Genomic DNA, 14,049 nt, shown 5'->3' on the forward strand with positions numbered 1-14,049 from the left:
TACCGTGCGTTGCGGACGCCCGAAAGTCCGCGAACTCCGAGCAGCGTCAGGCGGGCCGCAGCCGCCCCCTGACCGCGTCGAGCTCGGCATCGGTCGCGCCGCCTCCACGGAGGTACGTCCGTACGTCCACGCCCAACGACTCGCCGTCGACCAGCCCGGCGATAATGCCCGCCGGCGTCGTGCCGCGTTCGGCGTAAAGGTGGTCGAAGGCCGACGGGGTGCGCGCTTGGCCGTCGGGCAGACATGACGTCGAGACCAGCTCATCGCTGATCGCGTGGTCCGCCGCGATCTGGCCGACGTGCACATCGGCGAGCGCCAGCGCCAGGATGGCGATGAGGCCCGTACGGTCGCGGCCGGCGGCGCAGTAGAACAGCACGCCGCCGCCATCGGCCCGCGCGATCGCCGAGATCGCCGCCGCGCAGCGCTCGGGCTTACGGCGCATGAACTCCGGGTAGTAGAGCGGGCCGAGGCCGCCGTATCCCTCCGCCTCGAAGTACTCCCACATCTGGGTGTCGGCCGCGTCGTCGATCGGCACTCGCACCGTGGTCACGGAACCGGGCCGCGGAGCGGCGTCGGCGCCCAGCTCGTCGTCGTTGCGCAGGTCGATCACCGTACGCACTCCGTACGCCTCCAGCGCCTCCCACCCGCCGGCGGTGAGCCGCTCGACGTTCTCGGCCCGAACCAGGCCCCGGTACGACGTTCGCGCGCCGTCACCTGTCTCGAGCCCGCCGAGGTCGCGTACGTTGCAGCAGCCGTCCCATGGGAGCACCCGGTCACGCATGCGCGACATCCTCACATGTGCGACCGCACGGCCGGGTCGCGACCCTGACCAATCCGATTGGCGTCGGGGCGTGCGGCTCGCGTAAACTACCTCCAGCACCTCTGTAACGAGGTGACTTCGCGTGTCCGCAAGTCATGTCCAGCCGCAAGGCGCGACATGGGCGCGATCCTGGTCCCCACGACGTCCGTGGGGTGGGTCGCGTGCCGGACACCAGGGCATCGGCAACCCGCCGGTGCGACAACCAGGACGGGCGCCCGCGCCCAGAAGAAGGAGAACGGCCATGGCCGTCGTCACCATGCGACAGCTGCTCGAGAGCGGCGTCCACTTCGGACATCAGACCCGGCGCTGGAACCCGAAGATGAAGCGCTTCATCTTCACCGAGCGCAACGGCATCTACATCATCGACCTGCAGCAGTCGCTCAGCTACATCGACAACGCGTTCCAGTTCATCAAGCAGACCGTCGCGAACGGCGGTGTGATCCTGTTCGTCGGCACCAAGCGTCAGGCGCAGGAAGCGATCGCCGAGCAGGCCACCCGCGTCGGCATGCCGTACGTCAACCAGCGCTGGCTCGGCGGCATGCTCACCAACTTCCAGACGATGCACCAGCGGCTGCAGCGCATGAAGGAGCTCGAGGAGATCGACTTCGACGATGTCGCCGGCTCCGACCGCACGAAGAAGGAACTCCTGCACATGCGGCGGGAGTACGACAAGCTGAACCGCACGCTCGGCGGCATCCGCGACATGGGTCGTACGCCGTCGGCGGTCTGGATCGTCGACACCAAGAAGGAGCATCTCGCCGTCGACGAGGCCAAGAAGCTCAACATCCCGATCATCGCGATCCTCGACACGAACTGCGATCCCGACGACGTCGACTACCCGATCCCGGGCAACGACGACGCGATTCGCTCGGTCACGCTGCTCACCCGCGTCGTTGCGGATGGCGTCGGCGAGGGCCTGATCGAGCGCGGCACCGCGAAGTCGGGCGAGGCTCCCGCCGGCGCGGAGCTCGGTTCGGACGAGCCGCTGGCCGAGTGGGAGCGCGAGCTCGCCACGGGCGCCGCCGCGGACGGTGCGACCGAGTCGGCCGCCGACGCGGACGCCCCGGCGGCCGAGGAGGCCGCGAAGGTCGAGGAAGCCCCGGCAGCCGAGGAAGCCGCCAAGGTCGAGGAGACCCCGGCAGCCGAGGAAGCCGCCAAGGTCGAGGAGACCCCGGCAGCCGAGGAAGCCGCCAAGGTCGAGGAGACCCCGGCAGCCGAGTCGACCGAGGCCACCGCCGACGACGCGAAGGCCTGATTCCCACCCACGAGTGACAGACGAGAAAGAAGACCATGAGCATTACCGCAGCGGATGTGAAGAAGCTCCGTGACGCCACCGGCGCCGGGATGATGGACGCCAAGAAGGCGCTCACCGAGGCCGACGGCGACTTCGACAAGGCGGTCGAGGTGCTACGCATCACTGGTGCGGCGAAGGCCGCCAAGCGCGGTTCGGAGCGCGAGGCCACCAGCGGCCTCGTCGCCGCCTCCGGCAACGCCCTCGTCGAGCTGAACTCCGAGACCGACTTCGTCGCGAAGAACGACCAGTTCGTCGCGCTCGCCGAGACGCTCGCGCAGGCGGCCGACCGCAGCAAGGCCGTCGACGCCGACTCGCTGCGTGCCGTCGAGCTGACGAACGGCACGACGGTCGCCGACGCGATCGGCGAGCTGGCCGCGGTCATCGGCGAGAAGATCGAGCTCGGCCGTGTCGCCGTTTTCGACGGCGACGTTGCGACGTACATGCACCGCCGGGCCAGTGACCTGCCGCCGGCGGTCGGTGTGCTCGTCGAGTACGACGGCTCCGACGAGTCGGCGGCCCGCGGTGTCGCCATGCAGATCGCGGCGATGCGTCCCCAGTTCGTCTCGCGTGACGAGGTGCCCGAGGACGTCGTCGCCAAGGAGCGCGAGATCGCCGAGGCGACCGCCCGTGAGGAGGGCAAGCCGGAGCAGGCGATGCCCAAGATCATCGAGGGTCGGCTCAACGGCTTCTTCAAGGAGGTCGTGCTGCTCGACCAGCCGGCCGTGCAGGACGGCAAGAAGTCGGTCAAGGCGCTGCTCGACGACGCGGGCGTGCAGGTGAAGCGGTTCGCCCGCTTCGAGGTCGGCGCATAGGAGTTACGCGAGCCGCAGACGTACGACAAGCGAACAGCCTAGGAGGCCGGTGACATGGACCAGCACAACTCAGTCGATGCTCCGGCCTCCGGGTCGTTTCGCAGGGTGTTGCTGAAGCTGTCCGGTGAGGTGTTCGGCGGCGGCAAGATCGGCGTCGACCCCGATGTCGTCAACGGCATCGCCCGTCAGATCGCCGAGGTCGCGAGCGAAGGCGTACAGGTGGCGGTCGTCGTCGGCGGCGGCAACTTCTTCCGCGGTGCGGAGCTGTCGCAGCGCGGCATGGATCGTGCGCGGGCCGACTACATGGGCATGCTCGGTACGGTGATGAACTGCCTCGCACTGCAGGACTTCACCGAGAAGCAGGGCGTCGAGACCCGCGTACAGACGGCGATCGCCATGGGGCAGGTCGCCGAGCCGTACATCCCGCGGCGGGCGATCCGCCACCTCGAGAAGGGGCGCGTGGTGATCTTCGGTGCGGGTGCGGGCATGCCGTACTTCTCCACCGACACCGTCTCGGTGCAGCGTGCGCTGGAGATCAAGGCCGACTGCGTGCTGATGTCGAAGAGCGGCGTCGACGGCGTGTACTCCGACGACCCGCGTCGCGACCCCGATGCCACCAAGTTCGACTCGGTGACCTTCGACGAGGCGCTCCGCCTCGGCCTGAAGGTCGTCGACGCGTCGGCGTTCGCGCTGTGTATGGAGAACGACCTGCCGATGATCGTCTTCGGTATGGAGGGCGACGGCAACGTCGCTCGCGTACTCCGCGGCGACAAGATCGGCACCCTCGTTCACGGCTAGTGCATGGCACTAGGGTGTCGGCCCTACGGTCGACGCCCTAGTGTGGTCGGAACCATCGCCTGACAACCACGAGACTGGAGAGAGTCGTGATCGACAAGACCTTGCGCGAGGCAGATGCCGGCATGGACAAGGCGGTGGAGCATGCCCGCGATGAGTTCGCCGCGATCCGCACCGGACGCGCGCACCCGGCGATGTTCGCTCAGATCACCGCCGACTACTACGGCACGCCGACCCCGATCCAGCAGCTCGCCGGGTTCACGGTGCCCGAAGCGCGCGTCATCGTCATCAACCCGTACGACTTCAACGCCAAGGGTGCGATCGAGCGCGCCATCCGCGACTCCGACCTCGGCGTGAACCCGACCGACGACGGCAAGGTCCTGCGGGTGACGATGCCCGAGCTGACCGAGGAACGGCGCAAGGAGTACATCAAGCTCGCCCGCGCCAAGGCCGAGGAAGGTCGGATCTCGGTCCGCAACCAGCGCCGTAACGCCAAGCACACCCTCGACAAGTCCGAGAAGGACGGTGAGATCGGCAAGGACGATCTCACCGGTGCCGAGAAGCGCCTCGACGGCATCACGAAGAAGCACGTCGACAAGATCGACGATCTGCTCAAGAACAAGGAAGCCGAGCTGCTCGAGGTCTGATGAGTCAACCGTCGGAGGCCTCGCCGGCGCCGGAAGCGAAACGGAGCCGCGCAGGCCGGAACGTGCCTGTCTCGATAGCGGTCGGCCTCACGCTGCTGGCGGCCGTCGGCGCATCGCTGTTCTTCGTCAAGGTCGCGTTCCTCGCCATTGTGCTGCTCGCCGCGCTGCTCGCGCTGTGGGAGTTCTCCAACGCGCTGTCGACGAGCGGCGTCCGCGTACCCATCGTCCCGGTCGCCATCGGCGGTTTGGTCATCCTCGTCGGAAGCTACGTCGGAGGTGTCGAGGCGGTGGGCGTCGCGACCGCCCTGACCGTGATCGGCACGCTCATCTGGCGCCTGGTCGAGGGCGCCGACGGCTTCGTACGTGATGTCTCGGCCGGCATCTTCACGATCGCGTACATCCCGGTGCTCGGGGCGTTCGTGCCGCTGATGCTGGCCGAGGACGACGGACCATGGCGGATCGTCGCGTTCATCGTCTGCACGGTCGCGTCCGACACCGGCGGCTTCGTCGCCGGCGTGCTGCTCGGCAAGCACCCGATGGCGCCGACGATCAGCCCGAAGAAGTCGTGGGAGGGGTTCGGCGGATCACTCGTCCTCGGTATGGCTGCCGGTGCGCTCACGGTCCGGTACGGCCTCGACGGCGACTGGTGGGTCGGCATCGTGCTCGGTATCGCGGTCGTCACGATGGCCACGCTCGGCGACCTGAGCGAGTCCCTGGTGAAGCGCGACCTGGGCATCAAGGACATGGGCAACCTGCTGCCCGGCCACGGCGGCATCATGGACCGCCTCGACTCGCTGCTCGTGGTCGCCCCGGTGTGCTGGCTGATCCTGAACCTGCTCGTCGAGGCCTGACGCCCCGCTGGGCCGGACGTTTGCGCGGCGACACGCCGGCGTGTCGCCGCCGAACGTCATGGCCACGGGGAGTGCCGGGTCAGGCGACCAGCCCGCGTACGTACGCCGCCTGGCCCAGATGCTGCAAGCAGTCACCGGTCACGCTGACCAGTCGGGCGCTCGCCGTCACGGGCGGATCCCAGCGCGAGTCGACCACGCGGGCGAGCTCGTCGACCGTCAGCTCCGAGATGTACGCGAGCGTCGCGGCGTGCACGTCGGCGTGGTATGCCACCAGCTCGTCGACCGAGACGGTGACTTGCGCGACCTGGTCCGAGGTGTGCCCGAAGCCGGTGTCCTCGGGCGCGAACGGCAGGCCGAGTCGCTCGTACCATCCAGCTGCCAACACCTGGGTACGCCCGGAGAGGCCGGCCACATGATCGTCCTGGATGCGGGTGAGGTGCCAGAGCAGCCAGGCGATCGAGTTGGCGTCCGGGGCGGGGCGGGCAGTCGCGACGCCGTCGTCGAGGCCGCGGAAGGCGGCCGTCAGCTCGGCGATGCGGGTGAACGAGTCGGTAAGTAGCTCGCGTACGGCGGAGGTGTCGGTGACGGTCATGCCTCCATCATGTCGCGCTCGTTCACGTTTCGACGTACGCGGCAAGGTTCGCAAGAGAGGAGGCGAGCCCGGCGGCGTGGTCCTCCGCCGAGATTCCCGGCGGGACGTTCTCCGCGCGGAACTCCACCCGCGAGCCGTTGCCGGCCTCGGACACCTCCCAGATCATCGTCATCGTGCCCGCGAACGCGGGGTCGTCGGAGACGAAGTCCACGTCCTGCGCCACCCGGCGGCCGGGCGCGAGGTCGACGAACCGGGCCTCGACGACGTCGGTGTCGGCGGTCGCCTTGCCCGGCGCAGCAGTGCCGTCGGCATAGGTGAGGACCATCCGGTACGACCCGCCGACCCGTGCGTCGAACCGCTCGAACCGGCCGGTCATGCCGTCGGGAGGCAGCCACCTGGCGAGCGCTTCGCGATCGACCAGCGCGGCGTAGACGCGGTCGGTGGGGGCGGCTATGTCTCGGGCGGCTCGGTCCGTACGTGCCATCGCACGAGCGTAGCGCTGTGCCTCCGGCCCTTTCAGAGCACGCGGAGCGCGTCGGTCTCGTCGCGCTCGCGTCGCGACAGCGCGTGGAGCACCGCCGCGTCGCCGTGGCGCTCCCTCGCTGCCGCGACGAGGAGGTCGACGGCGACGCCGACTGCGGCGGGCGGTGTACGGAGGGCGCTGTCGATGCTCAGGGCGAGGTCTTCGGTGTGCACGGACAACTCGACGCATCGGGTCGCCAGGTAACTGTCGAGCCGCATCACCTCGCCGGGCCGATGCAGGATCGGTACCGAGCGCGTCGCGGGCTCATCGAGAAGGCGCTCGTGCAGGCGAGCCAACGCTTCGGCGGCCTCGGTTGCCACCGAGTTCGGGCCCGCGAGCGCCGTCGCCTCACTGCGCGCGCGTACGCCGCGGTTCAGACCGGAGTCCGGGTCCGGCGCATCGGTGATTCGCGCGTAGTACGCCACCGCCGACACGTTCGCGGTGCCATCGACGGCGCCGTCGAGGAACCACTCGACCTGCAGCACGCTGCGGGCCAGATGTCCCGCGAGCGCACCGACGGTCATGCCGTCCAGCGTTGACGGCGCGTTCCAGGCTCCGGCGACGCGGGCCTCGGCCAGCAGCTCCACGGCAGTCGTGGCGGCGCACAGGTAGGCGGTACGAACGGTCGACATCGTCGCAGTCTGCCGCATCGCGCCCCGACGCTCCCTCGGTGGTCCGCGGGTCGGATGAGAGGATGGACGCCGTCATGACAGCCCCATCCGAACCCGACCGCGCGTCCGTGCTTCCCGCCGATGGCCCGGCCGATACACCCGCCAAGCCGCTCCCGCTGGTCTTCAGCGCGCCCAAGGGGCGCAAGAAGCCGCCGCGCCATCTTGCCGATCTCGACGCGGCCGCCCGGCGGGAGGCCGTCGAGGCACTCGGCGAGCCCGCGTACCGGGCCAAGCAGCTGAGTAACCACTACTTCTCGCGGCTCGCGGACGACCCCGCGGACATGACCGATCTTCCGGCTACGGCCCGGGACACGTTGGTCGCCGATCTGCTGCCGGACCTGCTCACTCCGGTACGCACACTCGAGGCCGACCAGGGCACCACTCGCAAGACCCTGTGGCGGCTGTTCGACGGCGCGCTCGTCGAGTCGGTGCTGATGCGCTATCCCGACCGTACGACGATGTGTGTCTCGAGCCAGGCCGGCTGCGGCATGGCGTGCCCGTTCTGTGCGACCGGCCAGGGCGGACTCCAGCGCAACATGTCGACCGGCGAGATCATCGAGCAGATCGTCGCAGGTGCGCGGGCGATGCAGCGCGGCGAGGTCCCCGGTGGTCCGGGTCGCGTCTCCAATGTCGTGTTCATGGGCATGGGCGAGCCGATGGCCAACTACAAGGCCGTGATCGGTGCGGTCCGCCGCATGGTCGACCCGAGCCCCGACGGACTCGGCATGTCCGCGCGCGGCATCACCGTCAGCACGGTCGGTCTCGTACCCCGCATCAACCAGCTGACCGAGGAGGGCATCCCGGTCACCCTCGCGCTCAGCCTGCACGCGCCCGACGACGAGCTACGCGACGAGCTGGTGCCGATCAACACCCGCTTCAAGGTGCACGAGACCGTGAACGCCGCATGGGAGTACGCGCAGCGTACGAAGCGCCGGGTCTCGATCGAGTACGCGATGATCAAGGACATCAACGATCAGGCGTGGCGCGCTGACCTGCTCGGCGACGTCCTTCGGTCGTACGGCGACTGGGGCTGGGTGCACGTCAACCTGATCCCGCTCAACCCGACGCCCGGCTCGAAGTGGACAGCGTCGCGGCGCACCGACGAGCGCGAGTTCGTACGCCGGCTGGGGGCCAAGGGAATCTCCACGACCGTGCGCGACACAAGGGGCCAGGAGATCGACGGAGCCTGTGGCCAGCTCGCCGCGGCGGACGCCTGATGCCCGTCCCCGCCGGTACCACCCCCGTGGGCATGACGTTTCTGCCCCGATTTCCGCAGATCGGGGGCAGAAACGTCATGCCCACGGGGCGGGTGGGGCCGGATGCCTGACACGTGGCCCAAGGTTGTCGCCACCGACATGGACGGCACCCTGCTGCGTACCGACGGCTCGCTGTCCGAGCGTACGCGCGCGGCGATCGCGGCCGTCGAGGACGCCGGTGTCGCGGTCGTGTTCGTCACCGCTCGCCCGCCCCGAAGGCTCGACGCCTTCGCCGACGTCATCGGGGCGCACGGCATCGCGTTGTGCGCGAACGGCGCGTTCGTGTACGACGTCGCGCGGCGGATGGTAATCGAGCGCACCACGATCGACCGAGCGACATTGGAGTCGGTCGTCGCCGACCTCCGGGCGGCGATGCCACAGATCGTCTTCGCTGTCGAGCGGGCGGACGGGATGTCGCGCGAGGACGGCTTCGTCAGCACCATCTGGGGCAAGGAGGGAGACGTGGCCGACCGGCTCACCGACCTCGCCTCGATGCCGGTCGGCAAGCTGCTCGGCCGCTGCGACGAGCTGGATCCGACCGACTTCCATGACCGGGTCGCGACCGTGCTCGGTGGCCGCGCGGAGCTCGGCTACTCCGGAGCCGTCGGGCTCGCCGAGATCACCGCCAAGGGCGTCACCAAGGCGTCCGGACTCGCGCGGTGGTGCTCCGAGCACGCCGTCGACGCGAGCGAGGTGTGGGCGTTCGGCGACATGCCGAACGACCTGCCGATGCTCGGCTGGGTCGGCCGCGCGCACGCGGTGGCGAACGCCCACCCGGAGGTCCTCGCCGTGGCGGACGAGGTCGTTCCCGCGAACGACGACGACGGCGTCGCGTACGCCCTCGAGCGGATCACGGCGGGGGAGTCGTGACCTTCCACCATGTCGAGCTCTGGGTCGCCGAGTTCGAGGCGGCGGAGCGGCGATGGCAGTGGCTGCTCGACCGGCTCGGCTGGCCGCGTCTCGACACCTGGCGACGCGGAGCCTCGTGGGGCTCGCCGGCGACCGGCTACCTCGTGATGGAGCAGTCGCCCGACGTACGCGACGTTCCGCACGACCGGATGCGGCCAGGGCTCAACCATCTCGCGTTCTGGGCGGACGACCCCGCGGCCGTCGACGCGTTATGGGCCGCCGCGCCCGAGCACGGCTGGCGGCACCTCTTCGCCGACTCGCACCCGTATGCGGGCGGCGGGCAGCACTACGCGGCGTACCTCGAGGACGGGGACGGCTTCGAGGTGGAAGTCGTGGCGAAGCCGGTCAGTCGTCAGGAGCGTCGATGATCGAGCTCACCCGCGACGCTGACGTCGCCATGATCACCCTGCGCCGCCCGGAGCGACGCAACGCCCTCGACATCGAGCACTGCGACGCGCTCCGCGAGGCCGTCGAAGGTGCCACGGCCGACGGCGTACGCGCCATGGTGGTCACCGGCGAGGGCACCAGCTTCTGCGCGGGCGCCGATCTCGACGGCGTGTACGGCGAGGCGTTCCGCGAGAGCTTGTACGCGGCCCTGCGTGCCACGCTGGACACGCCCGTGCCGGTGATCGCGGCCGTCAACGGTCCGGCGATCGGAGCGGGTACGCAGCTCGCGATCGCCTGCGATCTGCGCATTGCCTCCGATACTGCGGTCTTCGGCGTGCCGACCGCGCGCAACGGGCTCGCCGTCGACGTGTGGACCATGCGCCGCCTCGTCGAGCTCGCTGGCGGGGCCGCCGCGCGCAGGATCATGCTGAGCGGTGAGCTGTTCGATGCGGGTCAGGCCCGGCACTACGGGCTGTGCGACCGCGCCGGCGACGTTGTCGCCGCCGAGGAATGGGCAACGGAGCTCGCATCCCTTGCCCCGTTGGCGCTTGCGTACAACAAGCTGGTGCTCAACTCACCCGATGCCGGCGTGGAGGACGACCGCCTGAGCGCCGCCTTCGACGCGTGCTGGGCGAGCAGTGACATCGAGGAGGCCAGGGCCGCGCGCCAGGAAAAGCGCGCTCCGCTCTTTCGCGGACGCTGACCCGTGCGCCATGATGTGATGTCACCATGACGGAACGCTCGGAACACCCACGGCTCGCTCGCCAAGTCGGCGCGCGGCAGGGTGCCGCCTACAACTATGAGGGCGAGCGGGTGATGCTGCGGCGTGACCTCGTCGGAGCCGTTGACCTACCGAGTGGTGAGCTGCTGGTATGCGACGCGGGCGACTCGACCGACGACTCGGTGTCGGTGCGGGTGTCGCCGGGCAGTTACCGCGTCTACGTCACGTCATTCCGAGGCGAGTACGCCGAGGTACACGAGCCGATCACGGCGACGCTCGCCGTACGACTGCGCGAGACCGGCGGGATCAGCTTCGACCCGCTCGGCAGGCACGCGATCACGCCTCCCGTCGAAGACCCGGACGACCCCGAGGACGACCAGCTGCACTTCGTCGGGGTCGACAGTGGGTTGGTGTGCGCGGTCGACCGAGCCGCATGGTCGACAGGGGCCGGGGTATCGCACGGGCCGATCTCGATCGCGGAGCAGGTGGCGCTGCCCGATGGCTCGCGCGCGGTCGTCTCGTCGAGCGGCCTCGGTGGCGGCGGTTACCCGGTTTTCGGAGGCTTCGACCTGCACGGTGATCTCGCGGTCGTGTACGTGTCGTTCGACCTCGTCTTCGAGGGGGAGCGGGATCCGTCGATGGGCGCAGAGGACGGCGTGCCCACCGCGCGATACTGAGCCCATGGGCTCCGCGACCTTCCTGTACGACGGCGACTGCGCGTTCTGTTCCTCCTGCGCGCGGTTCGTCGAGCGGCACATCGCTCGAGACGTCATGGTGCTGCCCTGGCAGCGTGCCGACCTCGAGTCGCTCGGCGTCACCGCCGAGGCATGCGACGACGCCGTACAGTGGATCGACCCGGACGGTCGGCACAGCGCCGGGCCGGAGGCGATCGCCGACATCATGCGTGCCGGGCGTACGTGGGCCAGGCCGTTCGGCCGGCTACTCGGCCGTCGCGTCATACTGCGCGTTGCCTGGCCCGCGTACCGCTGGGTCTCCGAGCACCGCGACAAGATGCCGGGCGGCACGGCGACCTGCGCGCTGCCGGCCTCGGAGCGGCCCGGTTCGCCCGAGTGATGGGCGAGGATCGCGGCGAAACCCTCAGTTGGGGTCTATGTGGCATAGGTTGAGTCCTATTGGACCGATGCCACATAGACCCCGAGCGACCGGCTCCTCGCGCGGCCAGCGACGTCGGTGCGAGGATGCCGCCATGGGCGCATACGAGCAGACGTACGCACGCAGCATCGACGACCCCGAGGGCTTCTGGCGTGATGCGGCCGGGCTGGTCGACTGGATCAAGCCGCCGAAGCAGATCCTCGACGACTCGCGGCCGCCGTTCTACCGCTGGTATCCCGACGCGACGCTGAACACCTGCTACAACGCTCTCGACCGCCACGTCGTCGCCGGCCGTGCCGACCAGCCGGCGATCGTGCACGACAGTCCGGTCACCGGAGACGTCCGCACGCTCACGTACGCCGAGATGGTCGAGCACGTTGCAGCATTCGCCGGCGCACTGCGCAGGCTCGGTGTCGAGAAGGGCGATCGGGTGCTCATCTACCTGCCGATGGTGCCCGAAGCCGCCATCGCGATGCTCGCGTGTGCACGGATCGGTGCCGTGCATGCCGTCGTGTTCGGTGGCTTCGCACCCGCCGAGCTCGCCGTACGCATCGACGACTCGCGTCCCAAGGTGATCGTCTCCGCCTCGTGCGGTGTCGAACCGGCGCGGGTCGTCGAGTACAAGCCGATGCTCGACGAGGCGATCGAGCTGGCCGAGTCGAAGCCGACCGCCTGCGTGATCCTGCAGCGGCCGCAGCTCGAGGCCGACCTCGTCGAAGGACGCGACCTCACGTACGCCGCCGCGATGGAGATCGGCCGTGCCGACCCGGCGGGCTGCGTCGCGGTTGCCGCGACCGATCCGCTGTACGTGCTACACACGTCCGGTACGACGGGAAAACCGAAGGGCATCGTCCGCGACAACGGCGGACACGCCGTCGCGCTGACCTGGTCGATGGCCAACATCTACGATGTCGGTCCGGGTCACGTGATGTGGGCGGCGTCCGACGTCGGCTGGGTCGTCGGGCACTCCTACATCGTCTACGCGCCGCTGTTCGCCGGCGCCACGACGATCATGTACGAGGGCAAGCCGGTCGGCACGCCCGACGCCGGCGCGTTCTGGCGCGTGATCGCCCAGCATGACGTCGATGTGCTGTTCACGGCGCCGACCGCGTTCCGGGCGATCAAGAAGGTCGATCCCGACGCGTTGCTGCTCGCCGAGCACGACACGTCCAGCCTTCGTACGTTGTTCCTCGCGGGCGAGCGGCTCGACCCCGACACGTACGAGTGGGCGAGCAGGATCCTCGGCGTACCCGTTGTCGACAACTGGTGGCAGACCGAGACCGGTTGGCCGATCGTCGCCAACCCGCGCGGGCTCGAGCCGTTGCCGCTGAAGCCGGGTTCGCCGTCGGTGCGGGTGCCGGGGTACGACGTGCGGATCCTCGACGATCGGGGCGAGGAGGCGCCGGCCGCCACGGAGGGCGCGATCTGCATCAAGCTGCCGCTGCCGCCCGGTACGTTGGCGACATTGTGGGGCGACGACGACCGCTACGTCGCCTCCTACCTGTCGGCGTACGACGGCTACTACCTCTCGGGCGACGGCGGGATGATCGACGAGGACGGCTACGTCTTCGTCATGGGCCGCACCGACGACGTGATCAACGTGGCGGGGCACCGGCTCTCCACGGGGTCGATGGAGGCGGTGCTTGCGGAGCATCCGGCGGTCGCGGAATGCGCGGTGGTCGGGGTGTCCGACCAGCTCAAGGGTCAAGAACCCCGGGGCTATGTGGTGCTCAAGTCGGGCGTCGAAGTCGACGACGAGGTGCTGGCGGCGGAGCTGGTCGCCTCGGTGCGGTCGAAGATCGGGGCCGTCGCGGCGTTCAAGCGCGTGACGGTCGTACCCGCGCTGCCGAAGACCCGGTCGGGCAAGATCCTGCGCCGTTCGATGCGCGACATCGTCGACACCGGGAGTACGAAGGTGCCGTCCACGATCGAGGATCCGACCGTCCTCGACACCCTCACACCCCTCCTACGCTGAGGAGAGAGTTCTGGCCCTGTGACGAGAGATGACGAGCCCCGTGCGAGGGCGCGTCGTCTCTCGTCACAGGGCCAGAACTCTCTCCTCAGCGTCAGCGGACGCCCCACGCGTACGTCTGCTTGCGTAGTTTCAGGTAGACGAAGGTCTCCGTGCGCTGGACGCCGCCGATCGCGCGGATGCGGTTGCTGATGATGTCGAGTAGGGCGTCGTCGCTCTCGCACACGACCTCGGCGAGGAGGTCGAACCCGCCGGCGGTGATCACCACGTAGTCGATCTCCGGCAGAGCAGCGAGCTCGTCGGCGATCGGTTCGATCGGTCCGCTCGCGGTGATGCCGATCATGGCTTGTCTGTCAAAACCCACTTCGAGCGGGTCCGTGACGGCTACGATCTGCATGGCGCCGCTCTCGATGAGGCGCTGGACACGCTGCCGTACGGCCGCCTCGGACAGCCCTACAGCTTTCCCGATCGCGGCATACGGCCGTCGGCCGTCGGTCTGGAGTTGTTCGATGATGCCCTTCGACACCTCGTCGAGGACGACGCCATTGCCCGATTTGCGTTCCGTCATGCGCACATCTTGCCTCACGATCGGTCGACATATGGATTTCGTTGTGAAACCGAAGTGTAACAACCGAATCCCTTGTCGGAGTGGCCTGAGTTTGCGACTATACGTTGAGACGCCGCTC

At 69.1% G+C, this 14,049-nt stretch carries 17 protein-coding genes; 12 read left to right on the top strand and 5 right to left on the bottom strand.

The genetic code is table 11. From position 1 onward, the window contains the following. Nucleotides 1-46: 46 nt before the first annotated feature. Nucleotides 47-781 carry a tyrosine-protein phosphatase gene (locus L0C25_RS18120; protein WP_271633130.1) on the bottom strand — a complete coding sequence of 245 codons (735 nt, stop codon included), beginning with the start codon at nucleotides 779-781 and terminating at the stop codon, nucleotides 47-49. A 280-nt stretch (nucleotides 782-1,061) separates the two neighbouring features. Between L0C25_RS18120 and rpsB the strand changes: the two genes are divergently transcribed. The 5 genes from rpsB (at nucleotide 1,062) to L0C25_RS18145 (ending at nucleotide 5,219) form a co-directional block, all read left to right on the top strand. Then, on the top strand, nucleotides 1,062-2,075 hold the full coding sequence (rpsB, locus tag L0C25_RS18125) for a 30S ribosomal protein S2 (protein WP_271633132.1): 1,014 nt from the start codon (nucleotides 1,062-1,064) through the stop codon (nucleotides 2,073-2,075). 35 nt (nucleotides 2,076-2,110) lie between these two features. After that, nucleotides 2,111-2,926, top strand: coding sequence for a translation elongation factor Ts (gene tsf / locus L0C25_RS18130; RefSeq protein ID WP_271633133.1), 816 nt, complete (start codon nucleotides 2,111-2,113; stop codon nucleotides 2,924-2,926). Between the two features lie 54 nt (nucleotides 2,927-2,980). After that, the gene (gene pyrH, locus L0C25_RS18135; protein ID WP_271633134.1) at nucleotides 2,981-3,724 is read left to right on the top strand and encodes a UMP kinase; all 744 of its coding nucleotides are present in this window, start codon (nucleotides 2,981-2,983) and stop codon (nucleotides 3,722-3,724) included. A gap of 89 nt (nucleotides 3,725-3,813) precedes the next feature. After that, the gene (gene frr, locus L0C25_RS18140) at nucleotides 3,814-4,368 is read left to right on the top strand and encodes a ribosome recycling factor (RefSeq protein ID WP_271636858.1); all 555 of its coding nucleotides are present in this window, start codon (nucleotides 3,814-3,816) and stop codon (nucleotides 4,366-4,368) included. Between the two features lie 62 nt (nucleotides 4,369-4,430). Continuing rightward, a complete protein-coding gene (locus L0C25_RS18145) occupies nucleotides 4,431-5,219 on the top strand; it encodes a phosphatidate cytidylyltransferase (protein WP_271633135.1) in 789 nt (262 codons plus the stop codon). A 79-nt stretch (nucleotides 5,220-5,298) separates the two neighbouring features. On the opposite strand, the gene L0C25_RS18150 is transcribed toward L0C25_RS18145, so the two are convergent. From L0C25_RS18150 to L0C25_RS18160, 3 genes are read right to left on the bottom strand one after another with little or no spacing between them, the layout of a single operon-like run. After that, nucleotides 5,299-5,811, bottom strand: coding sequence for a mycothiol transferase (locus tag L0C25_RS18150; RefSeq protein WP_271633136.1), 513 nt, complete (start codon nucleotides 5,809-5,811; stop codon nucleotides 5,299-5,301). A gap of 22 nt (nucleotides 5,812-5,833) precedes the next feature. Next, nucleotides 5,834-6,295 carry an SRPBCC family protein gene (locus L0C25_RS18155; protein WP_271633137.1) on the bottom strand — a complete coding sequence of 154 codons (462 nt, stop codon included), beginning with the start codon at nucleotides 6,293-6,295 and terminating at the stop codon, nucleotides 5,834-5,836. A 32-nt stretch (nucleotides 6,296-6,327) separates the two neighbouring features. Beyond that, nucleotides 6,328-6,966: a maleylpyruvate isomerase N-terminal domain-containing protein gene (locus tag L0C25_RS18160; RefSeq protein WP_271633138.1), complete on the bottom strand. Its 639-nt coding sequence runs from the start codon at nucleotides 6,964-6,966 to the stop codon at nucleotides 6,328-6,330. A gap of 74 nt (nucleotides 6,967-7,040) precedes the next feature. Here L0C25_RS18160 and rlmN point away from each other — a divergent pair, with 74 nt between their 5' ends. The 7 genes from rlmN to L0C25_RS18195 all read left to right on the top strand — a co-directional run bounded on the left by rlmN (nucleotide 7,041) and on the right by L0C25_RS18195 (nucleotide 13,366). Then, nucleotides 7,041-8,222, top strand: coding sequence for a 23S rRNA (adenine(2503)-C(2))-methyltransferase RlmN (rlmN, locus tag L0C25_RS18165; protein WP_271633140.1), 1,182 nt, complete (start codon nucleotides 7,041-7,043; stop codon nucleotides 8,220-8,222). 102 nt (nucleotides 8,223-8,324) lie between these two features. After that, a complete protein-coding gene (locus tag L0C25_RS18170; RefSeq protein WP_271633141.1) occupies nucleotides 8,325-9,131 on the top strand; it encodes an HAD family hydrolase in 807 nt (268 codons plus the stop codon). Then, nucleotides 9,128-9,538: a VOC family protein gene (locus L0C25_RS18175; protein ID WP_271633143.1), complete on the top strand. Its 411-nt coding sequence runs from the start codon at nucleotides 9,128-9,130 to the stop codon at nucleotides 9,536-9,538. Before L0C25_RS18170 ends, L0C25_RS18175 begins: the two co-directional genes overlap by 4 nt. Next, nucleotides 9,535-10,260, top strand: coding sequence for an enoyl-CoA hydratase (locus L0C25_RS18180; protein WP_271633145.1), 726 nt, complete (start codon nucleotides 9,535-9,537; stop codon nucleotides 10,258-10,260). Before L0C25_RS18175 ends, L0C25_RS18180 begins: the two co-directional genes overlap by 4 nt. A gap of 26 nt (nucleotides 10,261-10,286) precedes the next feature. Next, nucleotides 10,287-10,955 (top strand): DUF4241 domain-containing protein, encoded by a 669-nt coding sequence (locus L0C25_RS18185; RefSeq protein WP_271633146.1) that lies wholly within the window; start codon nucleotides 10,287-10,289, stop codon nucleotides 10,953-10,955. A gap of 4 nt (nucleotides 10,956-10,959) precedes the next feature. Further along, nucleotides 10,960-11,352 carry a thiol-disulfide oxidoreductase DCC family protein gene (locus L0C25_RS18190; protein WP_271633147.1) on the top strand — a complete coding sequence of 131 codons (393 nt, stop codon included), beginning with the start codon at nucleotides 10,960-10,962 and terminating at the stop codon, nucleotides 11,350-11,352. 133 nt (nucleotides 11,353-11,485) lie between these two features. Continuing rightward, nucleotides 11,486-13,366: a propionyl-CoA synthetase gene (locus tag L0C25_RS18195; RefSeq protein ID WP_271633149.1), complete on the top strand. Its 1,881-nt coding sequence runs from the start codon at nucleotides 11,486-11,488 to the stop codon at nucleotides 13,364-13,366. Between the two features lie 91 nt (nucleotides 13,367-13,457). On the opposite strand, the gene L0C25_RS18200 is transcribed toward L0C25_RS18195, so the two are convergent. Further along, nucleotides 13,458-13,931 (bottom strand): Lrp/AsnC family transcriptional regulator, encoded by a 474-nt coding sequence (locus L0C25_RS18200; RefSeq protein ID WP_271633150.1) that lies wholly within the window; start codon nucleotides 13,929-13,931, stop codon nucleotides 13,458-13,460. Nucleotides 13,932-14,049 lie beyond the last annotated feature (118 nt).

This window comes from Solicola gregarius (assembly GCF_025790165.1).
Lineage (GTDB): Bacteria > Actinomycetota > Actinomycetes > Propionibacteriales > Nocardioidaceae > Solicola > Solicola gregarius.